The following is an 18,657-nucleotide window of genomic DNA, read 5'->3' on the forward strand; positions in this document are numbered from 1 at the left end:
TAGGACTAACAATACGGCATTCTCTTGACAATTTCTTTCGTCAAATACTAAAATGGACATGAGTCTGTAAGAAATCGCAACCCTTTTTCCTTCCAAAAAAGCGGTAAGGGTTTCTGCGGATTTATACCATTCCTAATTATGGGTTCACTGGTAACAGTGAATAGTACATGTAGTCATGTACATGTGAAATGAACATCGGCGGGGGATCGCCGTGAGTATTCGTTATTCCCAAACATATGTAAGGCTTGAAAACAGCAAATTGACCCAAGGAGTGCCTTGGAGGAACCAACGAGGAGGTGAACAGTATGGACATCTTTATTACGATCATTCTCGTTGTGGCCGCGCTCGTTATTGGGTTCGGAGTCGGATATTTTATTCGCAAATCTCTTGCAGAGGCTAAAATCTCAAGTGCGGAACAAGCTGCCGTACAAATCGTGGAGAACGCGAAGAAAGAGGCAGAGGCACTCAAGAAAGAAACGGTGCTGGAAGCAAAGGATGAAATTCATCGCATTCGCGCCGAAGCTGAAAAAGACACTCGTGAACGTCGGAACGAAATTCAACGACAAGAGAGACGATTGTTGCAGAAAGAAGAGTCGCTGGATAAAAAATTGGAATCACTCGAACGTAAAGAAGAGCAAGTGGCGAACAAAGAGAAACGTATTGATGAAACACAGCAGCAGATTGAAATGATCTACAAAAACCAGGTGACGGAGCTTGAAAGAATCTCCAATCTCACCATGGAGGACGCTCGCAGTATCATACTGTCCAACGTAGAACAGGAAGTCCGTCATGAAACGGCTCAGATGATCAAGGACATTGAACAGCAAGCGAAGGAAGAGGCGGACAAGAAGTCCCGTGAGATTATCACACTCGCTATCCAGCGCTGTGCAGCTGATCATGTAGCGGAGACAACCGTATCCGTTGTAACGTTACCAAACGAAGAGATGAAGGGCCGGATTATCGGTCGAGAAGGACGTAACATTCGTGCACTTGAAACCCTTACAGGGATTGATCTCATTATCGATGATACGCCAGAAGCTGTTATCCTGTCGGGCTTTGACCCGATTCGTCGTGAAATTGCTCGCACTGCACTGGAGAAACTGGTGGCAGACGGTCGTATTCACCCAGCACGTATTGAAGAAATGGTTGAGAAATCCCGTAAAGAAGTGGACGAGCGTATCCGTGAGTACGGTGAGCAAGCTACCTTTGAAGTGGGCGTACATGGTCTGCACCCAGATCTCATTAAAATTCTGGGCCGCCTGAAGTTCCGTACAAGTTATGGTCAGAACGTCTTGAAGCATTCGATGGAAGTTGCATATTTGGCAGGACTAATGGCTGGAGAACTTGGGGAAGACGTAACTTTAGCAAGACGTGCAGGTCTATTGCATGACATTGGTAAAGCGCTGGATCACGAAGTGGAAGGATCACACGTCGAAATTGGCGTGGAGCTAGCGAAGAAATACAAAGAACACCCAGTAGTTATCAACAGTATCGCTTCTCATCACGGAGACTGTGAAGCAACATCAGTTATTGCGATGCTGGTTGGTGCAGCAGATGCGCTGTCCGCAGCACGTCCAGGTGCACGCCGTGAAACGCTGGAAACGTATATCAAACGACTGGAGAAACTGGAAGAAATTTCAGAATCTTTCGAAGGTGTCGAGAAATCGTATGCCATTCAAGCTGGACGTGAGGTACGTGTCATGGTACAGCCTGAGAAGATCGATGATGCTGAAGCCTTCCGTCTCGCACGTGACATCACGAAGATGATCGAGAATGAACTTGATTATCCAGGTCATATCAAAGTCACCGTGATCCGGGAAACCCGTGCAGTTGAATACGCAAAATAGAGAATTAAGGAAAAGTGGCCGCTTCAGTGGGCCACTTTTCCTGTTGATGAGCCATGCAGCAGCAATTGAGGAGGCAACAAATCATGAAAGTTTTATTTATTGGGGATATCGTTGGCAATGTAGGGCGTAAAGCGCTAAAAGAAAATTTACCCTACCTGAAATCGAAGTATAAACCACATGTCATTATCGTAAATGGTGAGAATGCAGCAGCAGGACGCGGCATTACAGGAGCTATTGCTAATGAATTTTTTAACTGGGGTGTCCATGGTATTACACTGGGCAACCATACTTGGGACAATAAGGATATTTTTGACTTTATAGATGATGAACCACGCATGATCAGACCTGCTAACTTTCCCCCAGGTACGCCTGGGCGCGGATATACGGTCGTTAAGGGAGAAGGCAAGGAGCTCGCTATCGTCAATCTGCAGGGGAGAACGTTCTTACCTGCTATTGATTGTCCTTTTCGTGTTGCGGATGAGATTGTGGACGAGCTGCGTAGAGATCATAAATGCATTTTGGTCGATATGCATGCAGAAGCAACATCCGAGAAGATTGCTATGGGCTGGCATCTGGATGGGCGCGCATCCTTTGTAGTAGGTACACATACCCATGTGCAGAGCAATGACGAACGCATTTTGCCTGGAGGTACGGCGTATTTGACCGATGCAGGCATGGTTGGTCCGCGTGACGGCATTCTTGGCATGGAGCGTGAAGCGGTACTGCGTAAATTTTATACCCAGCTTCCCGTACGCTTTGTCGTAGACGACGGCAAATGGCATTTTCATGGCGCAATCGTGGACATTGACGAATCAACCGGAGCGGCAACGCGAATTGAAAAGATTCGTTTGATGGAAGACGAGTGGCGTATGGAATAAAGGGCATTGTCCCTTTTTCGCTGAAACGCTACTAAAAAGAAGGAATTTTTTCGCCTCCCGCGAATAACATCTAGTAAGTGGAAACAAACTTTCAACATTCCCAGGGAGGTACTTACCATGGATGTATTAAAAGTTTCAGCAAAGTCCAACCCTAACTCTGTAGCCGGCGCTCTTGCAGGAGTTCTTCGTGAACGTGGAAATGCTGAACTGCAGGCAATTGGAGCGGGAGCACTGAACCAAGCCATTAAAGCGGTAGCGATTGCCCGGGGATTTGTAGCACCAAGTGGAGTTGACCTGATTTGTATTCCAGCTTTTACAGACATTGTGATTGACGGTGAGGACCGAACGGCCATCAAGCTGATTGTGGAGCCCAGATAATACATGAATTGAGCGTATGCATGAGCCTGTTTACGATTGGAGTAGACAGGTTTTTTTGCGTTATTTTTAGAAATTCCACAAGAGGATTGGGTAATAAATAGATAGTAGGAGGAAGAGAGATGTCGAGAACAGAGTGGCCGATTGCTGATTTTCATTGTGATGCATTAAGTAAAATGTTAATGAAACCTGAGCTGCTATTTGAGGAGGCTTCCGAGCTGGATGTGAATTTGCGACGCATGAGAGAAGGCGGTGTAGATTTACAAGCGTTTGCGATTTATCTGCCGGAAGTGCTGGGTCGAGGCAAGTTTGAACACGTCATGGGGCAACTGGAACTGTATCGTAAAAACGTAGAGTGCAGCTCAGAGCGCCCCAATGGGGTTAAGACGCTACTATGGCGTGAACAGGCAGTTCAGATGCAGACCGGGCCGAAGAGCTCTCCGTGGGGGCTAATTACGCTCGAGGGCGTCGATGGACTGGAAGGAAACCTTTTTTATCTGGAATTATGTTTTCAGATGGGAGTACGCATCGTGGGTTTAACGTGGAATCATGCGAACTGGGCCGCTGATGGGATTATGGAAAAACGCGGAGCTGGATTAACGGAAAAAGGCAAGGAACTGGTACATCTCTGCAATCGCATCGGAATGCTGTTAGATGTATCCCATTTATCAGAAAAAGGTTTTTGGGAACTGGCCGATCTCAGCGAGCGTCCTTTCATAGCTTCTCATTCAAACAGTTACAGTGTATGTCCACATGTACGTAATTTGAAGGATGATCAGATTCAGGCTATTGTGGCCAGAGAAGGACGTATTGGTTTGACATTCGTACCTTGGTTTGTGAAGGGTGAGGGTGAAGTACAGATAGAGGATTTGTTGCCTCATATTGAGCAGATTTGTTCGCTTGGCGGTGCGCATCATCTGATGATGGGGTCCGATTTTGACGGCATTTCTACAAAAATTAAAGGGTTGGAACATACGGGATGTTATCCCAAGCTGACCGAGATTTTGTTAAAATACTATGATGAATCGCTGGTATATGGCTGGCTGTGGGGGAATGCAATGCGTTATCTGGGGGAACACTTACCAGAAGGAAAACAGGTGATAATTTGAATCCATTCAATCCATGAGGATGGCGTGGATAATGGAATATATCTCACTTTTTGCAAGAAGTGTTCCTTGAAATGGAAATAAAATTGTTAAAATAAGTGAATTTCATGAATTTTCAATGGTTCGTTTTCATTTTGCAAAGAAAAGGAGTATAATACCACTTGGATTGTTAAGAGCCTGTCTACAGGCCGTAGATAAACAAGGAGTGAATTTACGATGAGTAAAACAGTACCTGTGGGCGTGTCCGCCCGTCACATTCATGTATCCCAAGAGCACGTTGATATTTTGTTCGGTAAAGGTTACGAATTAACTGAATTTAAACCACTGTCCCAGCCGGGACAATATGCTGCGAACGAGACTGTAGCAGTGATCGGTTCCAAAGGACAGTTCGATAAAGTACGTATCCTCGGGCCTGTTCGTCCGGAAACACAACTGGAAATCTCCATGACGGATTCTTTTGCTATCGGTGTAAAAGCACCTGTACGTGAGTCCGGTAGTATCGAAGGAACCCCAGGGATTACTATTAAAGGCCCAGCTGGTGAAGTGACAATCGACAAAGGTGTCATTGTTGCAGCACGTCATATTCATTTTCACACATCCGATGCAGCAAAATGGGGCATTGAAGACAAACAAATGTTGAAAGTACGTTTGGGCGGAGAGCGTGGTCTAGTTTTGGAAAATGTACTGGCACGTGTATCGGATTCCTTCGCACTGGATATGCATATTGATACAGATGAAGCGAATGCTGCAGGCGCTCGTAATGGCGACACAGCTGAAATCATCGACTAAAAAGTTCTAAGCGATCTTTGGCTACAGCGGTTGCTGTACGAAGAACGTATTTGAATTGGTAAACACCTGAGTAAACTGACGGCGGAAGTTCTTTCGAACTGTGCATCAGCGTGCTCAGGTTTTTTTATTTAGGGTTGAAGATGCGATCGGAGTCACTCGAAAGTGGCATCGTTTGCTTGTGGAACTACAGCCCAATACATGTTATAATTTGATGTAATGCTCTTTTGAAACATGAGGAACGAAATGAACACATTTAGGCATGAAACAGATGTTTTTTATGAATAGAGGCTGTAAGGAGTGACCGAAGAAAATGGTTAAAGATTTAAAAAAGGATTACTCCCAATATTTTGATTTCTCCGATGCTAAAATAATTTCACAAGATGAATTCAGCAAGAAAATAAGAATTCGTGGACGTGAAATTAATATTAAAGCGGAACCGAACCAACGCCAGGAGAAACAACGGGGCAAGGAAGATATTCAAGTTCTATATGATACTGCTGTTCCCGAGGAACTGAAAACGATCGGGAAAGGCAAACGTTATATCGTATATACGTATGGATGTCAGATGAATGAGCATGATACCGAAACGATTAAAGGTCTGCTGGAGACGATGGGGTATGAGGCTACTGAAGATCGCAAAGCTGCGGATATCATCTTGCTCAATACTTGTGCGATTCGTGAAAATGCGGAAGATAAAGTGTTTGGTGAGTTAGGTCATCTAAAAGCGTTAAAGCTGGAAAATCCGGGATTATTGCTTGGCGTATGTGGTTGTATGTCTCAAGAAGAGGTGGTTGTTAACCGGATCATGCAGAAGCATGGTTTTGTTGACATGATCTTTGGTACCCACAATATACACCGTCTGCCACACCTGATTCAGGAAGCACTCTTCAGCAAAGAGATGGTTGTTGAGGTATGGTCCAAGGAAGGCGATATCATTGAGAACCTGCCGAAGAAACGTGAAGGCATGCGTGGTTGGGTGAACATTATGTACGGCTGTGACAAATTCTGTACATACTGCATTGTACCGTTTACCCGAGGCAAGGAGCGCAGTCGCCGTCCAGAAGATGTTATTGCAGAAGTAAGGGAACTGGCTCGGCAAGGATTCAAAGAAATTACACTGCTGGGTCAAAATGTGAATGCGTACGGCAAGGACTTCACCGATTTGAAGTATAGCTTTGGTGATTTGATGGATGACATTCGCAAGATCGATATACCGCGCGTACGCTTCACAACAAGTCATCCGCGCGACTTCGATGATCATCTGATCGAAGTGCTTGCAAAAGGCGGAAATCTCGTCGAACACATTCACTTGCCAGTGCAATCGGGCAGCACGGAAGTGCTCAAACGGATGAGCCGCAAGTATACGCGGGAACATTATTTGAATCTGGCGGCCAAGATCAAAGCTGCTATACCGGACGTTGTTCTGACAACAGATTTCATTGTGGGATTCCCTGGTGAAACGGACGAGCAGTTTGAGGATACACTTTCGCTGGTTCGCGAAGTCGGTTATGATTTTGCTTATACGTATATCTATTCTCCGCGTGAAGGTACGCCAGCAGCGGTGATGGAAGATAACGTGCCGATGGAAGTGAAAAAGGAACGCTTGAAACGTCTGAATGAAACGATCAACGAGTACAGTCACCGCAGTAACGAGAAGCAGCGCGGCAAAATTGTTGAAGTGCTTGTTGAAGGCGAGAGCAAACGGAATTCCAACGTTCTGGCTGGACGTACACGCAGCAACAAGCTGGTGCATTTCGAAGGGTCTAAGGAACTGATCGGTACGTTTGTGCAGGTGGAAATTACAGATCCGATGACGTTTTATATTCGTGGGAACTTGCTCTCGGAGCCTGTAGCTGCGAATCAGTAAAATTTCACGGTTTGAATACCAACATCTCTTAATTAAAATGAATATTTTTTTGTACTTAGGTCAGGGGTGCGATAATACGTAGCGGAGGGGACGGAATCGATTCTGTAGAAACGAAGTGCTCGCCTTTATCGCCGGATTTTCCCTTTTAGAAAAGGCTCAAAAAAATCTGGAGATAACAGCGATCGAAAGAACGATCCGTACCCGAAGCGTCCATCTAAGCACTACCCTTTGACCTTAGTGCAATCCCAATATTCATCTTATATCATCTCATACGAATGGAGCGATCACAGTGGCGCAGGAAGAAGTGCAGTACAACCATTATGGAATGCCAACCTACGATACGCGCAATCTGATCATACGCGACGACATTATGGGAAAGGCCAAAGAACTGGCGGATATGCTCGGAACGAGCGAAGAAGTGAAACAATTTCAACAAGCAGAAGCTAAAATTCGAGATCATGAGCGCATTCAGCAATTGATTGCAACGATCAAGAAGAAACAGAAGGAGATTGTTGCTTTCGAAAGCTTTAACAACAGCGCAATGGTCAGCAAAATCGAACAGGAAATTGATGATTTGCAAAATGAACTGGACAGCATTCCGCTGGTGACGGAGTTCCAACAGAGTCAGAGTGACATTAATTATCTGCTTCAACTGGTTATCTCGGTCATTCGAGATACGGTATCTGAAAAAGTCAATGTCGAGGCTGGAACGGATTCACCTCCGAGCAGCTGCGGCTAAATCAACGGAAGGGTGTGGACGTAGTCCGCGCCTTTTTTGACTTGATGAAAGACACACGAAATACGAGCGGAGCACGGTGATCGCCAGTATACATGGAAACCTTAGTTCATCGCCATGCTCCACCATGTGGGGTTATTTGGCTTGGGGACGTTTGTTAGACACGTGGGTATACAATAATAAGTGGAAACGATACTATTTTTAATAAACGATAATGACAGCTTAGAATGAGTTAGACAACATGTGGAATAGAAGGAGAAATGAAACATGAGTATTTTGGACAAAATGGTGGAAGACGGAGATGGCCGGTTCTGGGGATTTCTCGGATGCCGTTATATTAAAGGAAGCAAACAAGAGGTCCAGATTGCACTGACAGCTGGAGAACATCATACTAATTCCATGGGGATCATTCATGGCGGTGTGCTAACCTCACTGATGGATCAGGCGATGGGTATGGTTGCGACAGCCGCGATGGAGGTTGATAGTTGTGTTACAACCAATTTGAATGTGCATTTCCTAGCGCCGATGCGACAGGGTGAATTAATCGTTACGTCGACTGTGCTTCATCAAGCAGGACGAAGTATTACCACTCAATCCGAGGTGCGTGATGCATCAGGAACACTGGGATGCATGGCTACAGCTACATTTCGCGTGGCAAAAGCGAGAGCCTCAGGAAGGTAGACCGAATCGAAGGTTGACAAAATTTTTTATTATGTCATAATGAAATTATCAAAATGAAATTAGTCGGTGGTGCCCATGAGCGAAAATAATAAACACGTTAACACTGAACCAGTGAACGAAGAGCTGGAAGCACGTAATTATAGCTCCAAGAATTATCGTACCCCAGACGGAGTTCCTGCGGATATCGTTATGTTCACCTTGACGAAGCGGGAACGTAAGACAGTAACAAAGACCCTCCCCATACGGGAGTTGAAGGTCATGCTAATTAAACGCAAGGGTTGGCCATTTGCAGGAAGATGGGCATTACCTGGCGGTTTTTGCCAAGAGAATGAATCCATATATGATGCAGCTAAGCGTGAACTGATGGAGGAGACAGGTGTAGACGGCGGACATCTGGAATATCTGAACGTATATAGTCAGCCAGGACGTGACCCGAGGGGATGGATCATTTCTCATGCATTCTTCGCGCTCGTAGAGGAATGGATGCTGGAACATCGGCAGGCAGCTGATGATGCAGAGGAAGTGGGACTGTTTACCATTCAGGAAGCACTGGAAGAGTTAGAACTGGCCTTTGATCACAGAACGATCATTGAAGATGCGTACAGACGAATTCAACAGCAGATGTTAGAGACTACGATTGCCAGACAATTTCTACCCCTTGATTTCACGTTAAGTGAATTATACCAGGTTATCCAGAGTGTTGTACCGGATTTTGAAGAACCTAATTTTATCCGGAAAATAACATCTACTCGCAGCCGTAAAGGGATCGTGGAAGAAGTGCGTGATGATGAGGGAAACTTAGTCAGCTCCAATCAATACTCCCAACGTCCCGCGCAGCTGTATCGGTTTACTGAGCTTGTACCGCGGCTATCCATCTATACCTAATGGCTACCATTACTTGATCCTGACCCATGTGAGGGCGGTTTATGCGTAACTCCTTTGGTCAGCTTCGTCTAATGAATTTTAAGAGTTGCCTATCAACCATATCCAAAATAGAGGAGTGTGGACGATGAAAGCGCTAGTTGTTATTGATTATACCCAGGATTTTGTTACGGGTGCTCTGCCTGTTGGACAGCCGGCTGTGGAGATTGAAGAGACGATAGCTGCAATTACAGAAGCATATTGCAATAACAATGATGAAGTCATAATGGCTGTTGACCTCCATGAGGAGAATGATCCTTACCATCCCGAAACCGCTCTTTTTCCACCACATAACATTCGTGGCACGGAAGGAAGACAACTGTACGGTCGATTGGCCGAAGTGATGGAGAAGCGCAAAAGTGAGATTCAATGGATGGATAAAACGAGATACAGTGCATTCTGCGGAACAGATCTGGAACTGAAACTTCGTGCACGAGGTATAACCGATATCGCACTGATCGGGGTATGTACTGATATATGTGTGTTGCATACGGCAGTGGAGGCCTATAACAAAGGATTCCATATTACAATCTATGAGGATGCCGTAGCAAGCTTTAACTCGGCTGGACACGATTGGGCATTAGGACATTTTCGGTCCAGTTTGGGTGCTCAGGTGGTTAAAGCAAGTGAAACAATTTTGGCCTGATTCGCCAGCTGGCGATGTGATGTAATCAGCTTTAAGCCCGTATTCTCAGGCATGGATTTGGGAATCGAGTGGAAGTCAGAGAGGATGAGACAAATGCAAACAACAAGCCTGGCTTTACATACGGATAAATATCAGATCAACATGATGTATGCGCACTGGGTGAATGGTACACATAAACGGAAGGCCGTGTTTGAGGCCTACTTCCGCAAGCTTCCTTTTGGCAATGGCTATGCTGTCTTTGCCGGGTTGGAGCGCATTGTGAATTATATTAGCCAGCTTCGCTTCACAATGGAAGACATCGAATTTTTATCCAAACAACCAGAGAACTATGATCCGGTCTTTTTGGAGGAATTGCTTCAGTTCTCTTTTGAGGGGACAATTCATTCCATGAAAGAAGGTGCAATTGTTTTTCCTGACGAACCACTCATTCGGGTCGAGGGCACCATTATGGAAACACAGCTGGTCGAGACGGCGATCCTTAATTTTATGAATTATCAAACACTAATTGCAACAAAGGCTTCACGCATTAAGCAAGTGGCGCAGCAAGATACATTGCTTGAGTTCGGCACACGCCGTGCACAAGAGGCAGATGCCGCGATATGGGGGGCTAGGGCCTCTTATGTTGCAGGCTTCCATGCGACATCAAATATGCTGGCTGGTGAACAGTTCGGCATTCCTACAGCGGGTACACATGCCCACTCTTGGGTGCAGAGCTTTATGAGCGAACAAGAGGCATTCGATGTCTACGCAAAAGTATTGCCGGATCAAGTTACATTGCTTGTGGATACATTCGATACCCTGAATAGCGGCGTTCCTCATGCCATTAAAACAGCTAAATGGCTGGAGAGTCAGGGCAAAAGAATGAATGCAATTCGTCTAGATAGCGGCGACCTTGCTTATCTATCCATTCAGGCCCGTCAGATGTTGGATGATGCTGGTCTACACTATGTGAAGATTGTAGCGTCGAATGATCTCGATGAAAACACCATCTTTAACCTGAAAGCGCAGGGAGCGCGAATTGACACATGGGGAGTTGGGACACAGCTCATTACGGCGTCGGATCAACCTTCACTGGGTGGCGTATACAAACTGGTCGAGCGTGAAGTGAACGGGGAAATGCTGCCAACGCTCAAGATCTCTGCTAATCCGGAAAAAGTGTCCACACCAGGCAAAAAAGAAGTCTACCGGATCATTGATCCGAAGCATGGTAAGGCGATTGCGGATTATATCTGTTACCCGGAAGAGGAGCAGCCGCTCCAGGGTGGTCCACTCAAGCTGTTCAATCCACTCCATCCTTATCTGAAAAAGACGGTTACCCGTTATGAAGCAGTTAATATGCTGGAGCCGATTTTCGTCAATGGGCGCAAAGTATATGATCTGCCTACACTGGATGAAATACGTGCATATCATAAGGAGCAATTAAACCTGTTTTGGCCGGAATACCAGCGGAAGCTGAATCCAGAGATTTACCGCGTGAACATCAGTCCTGCAGCATGGAATATGAAGCAGAAACTAATTGCAGAGCATGTAAAATCAACGGAAGAGTAAAATTATAATCTGTAGAATGAAGTATGAACACCATTAAGGAGGCGTGACCAGTACAATACTGGTTCTATGCCTCTTTGTTCTGTTTTTGTTGCGAAACAATGGGAAGACAGATGAATGAGAGGTGAATGTGTGCTCTGCTTCATAGAAGCTTACCAAGGCGAGGTGTATGCTCAGTTCGTAAGCAAGACTTCCATTGCATTCCGGGTCATTCTCCACACGTGACTGCGTTCAGCTCCCAGCGTAAGAAGCCCTCTTTCATGACAAGGTGGTTAGTCACAAGATGGGCATCGAATAATTATTTCTCGGGAAAGCGCAGGAAACGCCAAATCCCGCCATGTTCTAGAGCGGCTTCGACACAAGTGATCTCCTACCAGAGCTGGTATATAAGATGGGGATGAGTGTTGTTTCAAACTCATGTTAGTAGGGGATGAAAGGTAGAGGAGGGATAATGCATATGGGATACCTGCTTGGACTACTATGGATTGCATTTATAGCTTATTCCCTGTTTATGGCGCCTGGACAATCTCCAGGGAGTGATCCAATTTTCAAAGAACTACTCACATTACGCAGTGACGAGCCCTGGTTGTTAACCGTATTTTCATGGTTGGGTATTTTCCCAGCGGTGTATGCCTGCTTGTTGCTCAGAAAATCAGTAGAAGCCCGAGAGAATGAGCGTACACCAGCATGGCCTTTTGTACTGTTTTCATTCGGACTAGGCGCGTTTGCATTGCTACCTTATTATGCTTGGAACTCGAATCTTCCAAAGAGGCATACGTATAATGACGTGCCATCTGCTAAACAACAGTCAAAGCCGAGTATTTCAAGAGTCACAGCACATAAGCTGACCCATTCAGTCTTACTGGTCCTGACACTGGGAACAGCGTACTATGCAATAACTAAGGGGAATACGGAGCGTTTCGTAGAGGCGTTCAATCAATCCTCATTCGTACATATCATGACGATTGATTTTGTAGTCCTGACCTTGCTATCTACACTTGCAATTTTTCGCGATACCAGACATACAGGACGCACAGCATATTGGACATGGGCAGGCTTGGTTCCACTTGTAGGACCTATTATGTATCTGCTGACAGAACGACGAGAATAAGGAGATGATATGGATGAAAGAACATTTTCAAGCCTACGTGATTCGTAAAGATGATCAAGAGAAGGTGACTGCCAATATAGAGCTATTGAAGCAAGAAGATCTTCCTAACGGTGATGTGACTGTACAAGTACATTATTCCAGTGTGAATTATAAAGATGGATTAGCTTCAATTGAACAAGGCGGGGTCGTACGGAATTATCCCATGGTACCGGGAATCGATCTGGTCGGGACGGTTGAGGAATCGGTCAGCGGACGCTTTGCACCTGGGGATCGGGTAATCAATACAGGATTCGAATCCGGGGTCGCTCATTACGGTGGATACAGTGAATATGCTCGGCTTCGCAGTGAATGGCTTGTCGCTCTTCCACAAGGGCTGAGTGAGAAGGAAGCCATGGCGATTGGTACTGCAGGATTCACAGCAGCCCTGTCAGTGGATGCTTTGTTGCAGGCTGGTATAACACCTGAATCAGGCAAAATTCTGGTTACCGGAGCAACCGGAGGGGTTGGAAGTATGGCTATTGCTATTCTTTCAAAGCTTGGTTTCCAAGTCACAGCGAGCACGGGCAAAAAGCAGCAAGAGGAGTCGCTGCTTCGAAGTCTGGGAGCTGCAGAAGTAATTACACGTGAAGAAGCAGATGCTCCGGTCAGAGGAGCAATGGGCAAACAGGTATGGGCAGGAATTGTTGATCCGACAGCAGGGCCCGCACTGGCAGAGCGATTGAAGTTGGTACAGTATGGCGGGGCAGTTGCCGTATCTGGACTAACGGGAGGGAATGGTTTTGAATCAACGGTATTTCCGTTTATTTTGCGTGGTGTTCAGCTGATTGGTATTGATTCGGTGTATTGTCCAATGGAGCGTCGAGAACGAATCTGGAACCTGCTCGGCGGTGATTGGAAACCGGATCGTGCACTTGCTCTAGGGGTTAAAGAAATAACAATGGAGCAATTACCAGATACATTAGCTAACATTTTGCAAGGTGGAGCAGTGGGGCGTACGGTTGTGCGTGTCTCTTCCCAATTACCTCTGGAATAAGATGCTTATCTCTTAGACATGCTAATTCTACCTGTGTGAGCCATAACAGAGTGGCTTATGGAAAGGAAGGATTGACATGTTCTTAGAGAAGGTATGGTTGAGGGTTGCGAAATGGAATGGGAAACGTAACATCGTCATCGGTGGATTAGTCGTCTTGAGTGTGACAAGTCTTGGAGCTTGCTCGGCCGCATCGGTAGAACAGGAGCGTAAACTCTATAACGGTGAAGCCACTACGGAAGGTAATTTCAGAGCAAAGCAACAGGGACATGGGTTAAACGGTGCGTTAGTGAAAGAACTGACAACAGGTTTGTCTGACAGAGGTCTTAAGCTGATGCATAATATGTTTGAAGAGGACGGTCAAGGTGGTGTGTCTTATATGTTTTTATTAAATGGCAGTGCTAGACATATCGTCAAATTACACGTCTATCCTGATGCTAACGTTCGGTCTGCACAGATGGAGAATATGTATGGGGAACCTCAAGAGAATTCGGTTCTCGAGAACGCGCTAAGCAGAACGACAATCCGCAGCAAAGGTCACGTATCGCTTGTCTATTCTTCTTTCGGTGGAGAAAAAGATAAGTATGAACGAGATGTTTTGCAAGTATTCGAACACGTGCTTCATGAACTAAGAGAGTAGTGGTATATGAAAAATGGAAACGAAGAACCCGTCTGAGATTCAGACGGGTTTGTATATTTCTCGCATGACATGACGCAGCTCAGGCAAAATAATGCGTTCCATGGCCAGCTTGACTGCTCCGCGAGAGCCAGGCATAGAAAATACAGCTGTACGCCCGATCGTTCCAGCAACTGCCCGGCTGAGAATGGCTGCAGACCCGATGTCCTCGGTATAACTAAGGTAACGGAATATTTCACCGAAGCCCGGAAGTTCCTTATCCAGCAGAGAAGAAACTGCTTCATATGTAGTATCCCGAGGAGCGATGCCTGTACCCCCGCTAAGTAACACCGCTTCAATATCATCGCGGACAGAGGCATCTTGTAAAATGCTTTGAATGAGCTCTGTTTCATCTGGTGTAATAATATAATCCATCACCCGGTAACCAGATTCGAGGAGCAGTTGATGCATCAACTGACCGCTGGTATCTGTTTCTTTGGTGCGAGTGTCTGAGACAGTGACAATCATGCAGGATACCTGTCGTGGAGCTTCCTGACGGTGCTGTTCAACTGAATTGGTCAATGCGAATCCTCTCCTTAAAATAACACTGTTCTCATAGCATAGATCATCATAGTAGATCAAGCAATACAGTTTTCGTCTCGGTGAAAAACGAGCATATTGCACACCCGTTGAAGAATGGTGTACACTCGCTAGATAGACTTAGAGTTAGATTAGGTTACATGATGCGTGGAGAGGTGTGAGTAAGATGAGTAACATCAAGGACTCAAAACAAAGTATTCCTGTATATATTCTTTCCGGTTTTTTGGGAAGCGGCAAAACGACACTGCTCGTCAAGCTGATTGAACACTGGAAGCAGCAAAATCTGCGTCCAGCTGTTGTGATGAATGAGTTAGGTGAAGTGAATCTGGATGGTCAAATTCTGGATGAGGAAGTACCTATGACGGAAATGTTAGGTGGATGTATCTGCTGTACCGTACGCGGTGACCTGGGGCTGCAACTTGCTGACCTCGTTCAGGAAGAGTCACCTGATGTGATCGTTATTGAGGCAACAGGCGCAGCTAATCCGATGGAGATTTTGGATGCAGTAACGGAGACCTCTCTCTATATGCGACTGGAATTAAAAAGCCTGATTACGGTAGTGGATGCAGCCCATTTGTCGGGTTTGTACGAAGAACAGAAGGGTAAAACCTTCAAATTAATGCAAGAGCAGATTCGCTGTGCTTCGGTGCTCCTTTTGAATAAGACAGATCGTGTTCACGCGCAGCAGCTTCAGGATCTGGAACAGCTTCTGAATAAGTGGAATGGGTTCGCCCCAGTGATCCCTACAGTCAAATGCCAAGTGGATCTGGAACAATTGCTTCATAGCGGGACTGAAGTTCACGTTCAGCAGTCCATCACAACAGGTGACGATTCTAGTCAGACCGTGGAACCTCATGTGCATACGGATGCTTGCAGTACAAATGGATGCAGTCATCAACATAATCGAGGTCATCAAGACGCCCCTTCAGCTGATCACAACGGGCGCTCTTCCAATTTGCATACATCACATGAACATGTCATGGTGTATACGCATTATTTCAGCCAGCCGGTAAACAGCGAAGCCTTTGAACAGCTTATAGCGAATTTACCGCGTGACGTCTATCGGGCGAAGGGTATTCTCTCATTTAGTGACACGGCAAGCCGGTTCTGGTTTCAATATGCGTATCGTGAATCGGACTATATGAAAATAACACCACAAGGTGATGTGCCGAACGTAGCTGTGTTTATTGGTGAGCATTTTGACCAAACTGTAATTCGTGAACAATTACTGGAATTGGAAGCGATAAAGCAAGACTAAATGGTTCAAAGATCCTCCCTGGCGGGTATTAAGAGGCATAGCAAACTATGCCTGGGAGGTAACTTTAAATGACACAACAACAATACCAACAATGTATCGATGCTTGCCTGGAGTGCATGAATGCTTGTAATGTATGTTACATATCCAGTTTGAAAGAATATGATCTGGCGATGCTTCGGGATTGTATCCGTTTAAGTCGTGAATGTGCGGAGATTTGTGCTTTTGCTGCACAAGCTATGACACGTGGAAGTGATTTTGTCGGTGAAATCTGTGAATTATGTCTTAAGGCATGTGAAGCCTGTGCAGCGGAATGTGGAAAACACGGGCATGATCATTGCCAAGAATGTGCAGAGGCTTGCCGCAAATGTGCGGAAGCTTGCCGTATAATGGCCGCTGTAGCCTAATCCTTTACTTCAGAAATCACTAAACCCGATCGTTCTCATTATATACATCAGTCCATCGCAATAACGGGTTGCCAATTCATGCCAGGATATGTATAATGATCTGAAATGAACGTAATCTAGGAATATCAGTGATCGGGAGAGTAACCCAGATTCAGCCATGACAGCGAACCGGGACAGGTGTAAGCCGGTATGTGATGATCTGAGTGAACCGCACCCGTGAGATGGTTATCCGAAGCCATGTACTCATTTTTTGTTGTAGTACAACTGATGGATTTGAGGGTAATCCGGCTAGCAACCGTTACTTGCGCCGAGCGGATCAGCTAATTCTGGCATGTAGCTTATGCATATCAGTTAAGCTGTTCACTTAGAGTGGTACCGCGGGAACTGTACATCACAGCTCTCGTCTCTTGTTTGAAGAGACGAGAGCTTTTTTTGTGTTTAGAATACACGATATACCCATCGAAGAAGGAGTGTTAGATGTGTTATTGAAACATGCTGCGAGCGTCATTGCACCGTTCACCAATCTCACAGAGGAAGAAATATTGAGATTACTGGAAGTTCCTCCTAAGGAGGAGATGGGGGATGCGGCATTTCCTTGCTTTTCACTAGCGAAGTCGTTAAAGAAAGCACCAGATATGATCGCTGGCGAGATTGCTGCTGGTTTGAAGGCCTCTGGTGTAGATGCCACTGCCTCAGGAGCTTATGTGAACATTCGTTTTGATCGATATGAGTATGCACCACAACTACTTGATGAGCTGAGCAGAGAAACCTTTGGTAAACTGGAGCTGGGTCAAGGAGCACGCGTTGTGATCGACATGTCCTCGCCGAACATCGCGAAGCCTTTTGGTATTGGGCATCTGCGTTCAACTGTTATTGGAGCAGCTTTGTATCGTCTCTATAACGAGGCGGGATATAATTCGGTTAGTGTAAATCATCTGGGAGACTGGGGAACCCAGTTTGGCAAACAAATCGCGGCTTATAAGCGATGGGGAAATGAAGAAGAATTGCTGGCCGATCCGATCCGTAATTCGCTGGAGCTGTATGTTCGTTTCCATGAGGAGGCAGAGAAGGACCCGTCTTTGGAGAGCGAAGCCCGGGAATGGTTTCGTAAGCTAGAGCAGGGGGATGAAGAAGCACAGCGCTTGTGGGCCTTTTTTGTCAAAGTGAGTATGCAGGAGTTCAATCGGATGTATGCACGTTTAAATGTGGAGTTTGATCACATCCTGGGTGAAAGCTTTTACAATGATAAAATGGGTGCAGTTGTTGAGGAACTTCAAGCTAAGGGATTGCTGGAGGAAAGTGAAGGCGCACTTGTCGTACGTCTGGATGAGGAGAATATGCCGCCTTGTCTCATTATCAAGAAAGACGGTACAACCATTTATCCTACCCGTGATTTGGCGACAGCGATCTATCGTCATGATGTGATGCAGGCCGATCGCTTGGTATATGTGGTTGGCGGTGAGCAGAAGCTTCATTTCAGTCAAGTGTTTAGTGTACTGTCTAAAATGGGATATGCATGGGCAGCTGCTTGTGAACATATTCCGTTTGGCTTGATGCGATTTGAAGGGCGGAAGATGTCAACACGCCGGGGAAAGGTAGTCTTTTTACAGGAAGTGCTGGATGAAGCTGTTGCTCGAGCCCTGAACATTATAAAGGAGAAAAATCCGAATCTGGAGCAACCGGAGCAGGTGGCAGAAGCCGTTGGTGTGGGGGCCATTATTTTTGGTGATCTGCGCAATAATCGGATGAATGACATCGATTTCTCCCTTGAAGATGCAGTGAGCTTTGAAGGTGAAACGGGTCCATATGTGCAATATACTCATGCCCGGATTCAAAGTGTACTCGCCAGAGTGGCGGATACAACGCTTGAGGAACAGGATACCTCGGTGAACGTGATGGGCAATACTGTCGCAGGTAGAGAAGGGGATGAAGGGGTTCCTTTGAATGAGAAGGGTAAAGAGGAGACCGCTGCGATTCATGTCGGTGACACGTCATGGGCGCTGCTGAAATTGCTATGCGATTACCCTACTTATCTGGAAAAAGCAGTGCTCCGCAACGAACCTTCGGTTATTGCCAAGTATACGATCGATGTTGCTCAAGCATTTAATCGCTTCTACCATGCTGAGCGGATTGCTGATGCACCGTCTGACATCAAAGCTTTTCGTGTGAGACTAGCGCAGCACACCGCCACAAGATTGGCTTATAACTTGTCTCTACTGGGTGTGCAGGCCCCGGAGCGGATGTGAC

General features: G+C 45.9%; 18 protein-coding genes and 1 other annotated feature. Of the genes, 17 read left to right on the forward strand and 1 reads right to left on the reverse strand.

What is annotated here, in order from left to right; all coding sequences use genetic code 11:
- Window positions 1–305: 305 nt before the first annotated feature.
- From rny to PQG66_RS03710, 14 genes are all read left to right on the forward strand, one after another.
- Window positions 306–1,847, forward strand: coding sequence for a ribonuclease Y (gene rny, locus PQG66_RS03645; protein WP_272035214.1), 1,542 nt, complete (start codon window positions 306–308; stop codon window positions 1,845–1,847).
- An 83-nt stretch (window positions 1,848–1,930) separates the two neighbouring features.
- Window positions 1,931–2,725 (forward strand): TIGR00282 family metallophosphoesterase, encoded by a 795-nt coding sequence (locus PQG66_RS03650; protein ID WP_272035216.1) that lies wholly within the window; start codon window positions 1,931–1,933, stop codon window positions 2,723–2,725.
- 117 nt (window positions 2,726–2,842) lie between these two features.
- A complete protein-coding gene (locus tag PQG66_RS03655) occupies window positions 2,843–3,103 on the forward strand; it encodes a stage V sporulation protein S (protein ID WP_007430104.1) in 261 nt (86 codons plus the stop codon).
- Window positions 3,104–3,222: 119 nt separating this feature from the next.
- Window positions 3,223–4,209 (forward strand): dipeptidase, encoded by a 987-nt coding sequence (locus PQG66_RS03660; RefSeq protein WP_272035241.1) that lies wholly within the window; start codon window positions 3,223–3,225, stop codon window positions 4,207–4,209.
- Between the two features lie 213 nt (window positions 4,210–4,422).
- Entirely contained in the window at window positions 4,423–4,995 is a 573-nt protein-coding gene (gene pduL / locus PQG66_RS03665; protein WP_111268734.1) for a phosphate propanoyltransferase, read from the forward strand.
- Window positions 4,996–5,305: 310 nt separating this feature from the next.
- Window positions 5,306–6,862: a tRNA (N6-isopentenyl adenosine(37)-C2)-methylthiotransferase MiaB gene (miaB, locus tag PQG66_RS03670; RefSeq protein WP_272035245.1), complete on the forward strand. Its 1,557-nt coding sequence runs from the start codon at window positions 5,306–5,308 to the stop codon at window positions 6,860–6,862.
- Window positions 6,863–7,187: 325 nt separating this feature from the next.
- Window positions 7,188–7,601 (forward strand): RicAFT regulatory complex protein RicA family protein, encoded by a 414-nt coding sequence (locus PQG66_RS03675; RefSeq protein ID WP_442955032.1) that lies wholly within the window; start codon window positions 7,188–7,190, stop codon window positions 7,599–7,601.
- Window positions 7,602–7,865: 264 nt separating this feature from the next.
- Complete coding sequence (locus PQG66_RS03680) at window positions 7,866–8,279, forward strand: PaaI family thioesterase (RefSeq protein ID WP_272035249.1); 414 nt, start codon at window positions 7,866–7,868, stop codon at window positions 8,277–8,279.
- A gap of 75 nt (window positions 8,280–8,354) precedes the next feature.
- Window positions 8,355–9,164, forward strand: coding sequence for an NUDIX domain-containing protein (locus PQG66_RS03685; protein ID WP_272035251.1), 810 nt, complete (start codon window positions 8,355–8,357; stop codon window positions 9,162–9,164).
- Between the two features lie 124 nt (window positions 9,165–9,288).
- Complete coding sequence (locus tag PQG66_RS03690) at window positions 9,289–9,846, forward strand: cysteine hydrolase family protein (RefSeq protein WP_272035253.1); 558 nt, start codon at window positions 9,289–9,291, stop codon at window positions 9,844–9,846.
- Between the two features lie 93 nt (window positions 9,847–9,939).
- Window positions 9,940–11,394 carry a nicotinate phosphoribosyltransferase gene (locus PQG66_RS03695; protein WP_272035255.1) on the forward strand — a complete coding sequence of 485 codons (1,455 nt, stop codon included), beginning with the start codon at window positions 9,940–9,942 and terminating at the stop codon, window positions 11,392–11,394.
- A 454-nt stretch (window positions 11,395–11,848) separates the two neighbouring features.
- Complete coding sequence (locus PQG66_RS03700) at window positions 11,849–12,502, forward strand: hypothetical protein (RefSeq protein WP_272035257.1); 654 nt, start codon at window positions 11,849–11,851, stop codon at window positions 12,500–12,502.
- A 13-nt stretch (window positions 12,503–12,515) separates the two neighbouring features.
- The gene (locus PQG66_RS03705) at window positions 12,516–13,535 is read left to right on the forward strand and encodes an oxidoreductase (RefSeq protein WP_272035259.1); all 1,020 of its coding nucleotides are present in this window, start codon (window positions 12,516–12,518) and stop codon (window positions 13,533–13,535) included.
- A 97-nt stretch (window positions 13,536–13,632) separates the two neighbouring features.
- Window positions 13,633–14,172 (forward strand): hypothetical protein, encoded by a 540-nt coding sequence (locus PQG66_RS03710; protein ID WP_272035261.1) that lies wholly within the window; start codon window positions 13,633–13,635, stop codon window positions 14,170–14,172.
- Window positions 14,173–14,211: 39 nt separating this feature from the next.
- Here PQG66_RS03710 and PQG66_RS03715 read toward each other — a convergent pair whose 3' ends face one another.
- Window positions 14,212–14,676 carry a MogA/MoaB family molybdenum cofactor biosynthesis protein gene (locus PQG66_RS03715; RefSeq protein WP_272036450.1) on the reverse strand — a complete coding sequence of 155 codons (465 nt, stop codon included), beginning with the start codon at window positions 14,674–14,676 and terminating at the stop codon, window positions 14,212–14,214.
- 238 nt (window positions 14,677–14,914) lie between these two features.
- On the opposite strand from PQG66_RS03715, the gene PQG66_RS03720 reads away from it, so the two are divergent.
- The 3 genes from PQG66_RS03720 to argS all read left to right on the forward strand — a co-directional run bounded on the left by PQG66_RS03720 (window position 14,915) and on the right by argS (window position 18,656).
- Entirely contained in the window at window positions 14,915–16,006 is a 1,092-nt protein-coding gene (locus PQG66_RS03720; protein ID WP_272035263.1) for a CobW family GTP-binding protein, read from the forward strand.
- A 68-nt stretch (window positions 16,007–16,074) separates the two neighbouring features.
- Window positions 16,075–16,410: a four-helix bundle copper-binding protein gene (locus PQG66_RS03725; RefSeq protein ID WP_272035265.1), complete on the forward strand. Its 336-nt coding sequence runs from the start codon at window positions 16,075–16,077 to the stop codon at window positions 16,408–16,410.
- 119 nt (window positions 16,411–16,529) lie between these two features.
- Window positions 16,530–16,821, forward strand: a binding site (T-box leader).
- 68 nt (window positions 16,822–16,889) lie between these two features.
- Window positions 16,890–18,656 (forward strand): arginine--tRNA ligase, encoded by a 1,767-nt coding sequence (argS, locus tag PQG66_RS03730; protein ID WP_272035267.1) that lies wholly within the window; start codon window positions 16,890–16,892, stop codon window positions 18,654–18,656.
- Window position 18,657 lies beyond the last annotated feature (1 nt).

The organism is Paenibacillus sp. JJ-100, from assembly GCF_948329825.1.
Taxonomy (GTDB): Bacteria; Bacillota; Bacilli; order Paenibacillales; family Paenibacillaceae; genus Paenibacillus.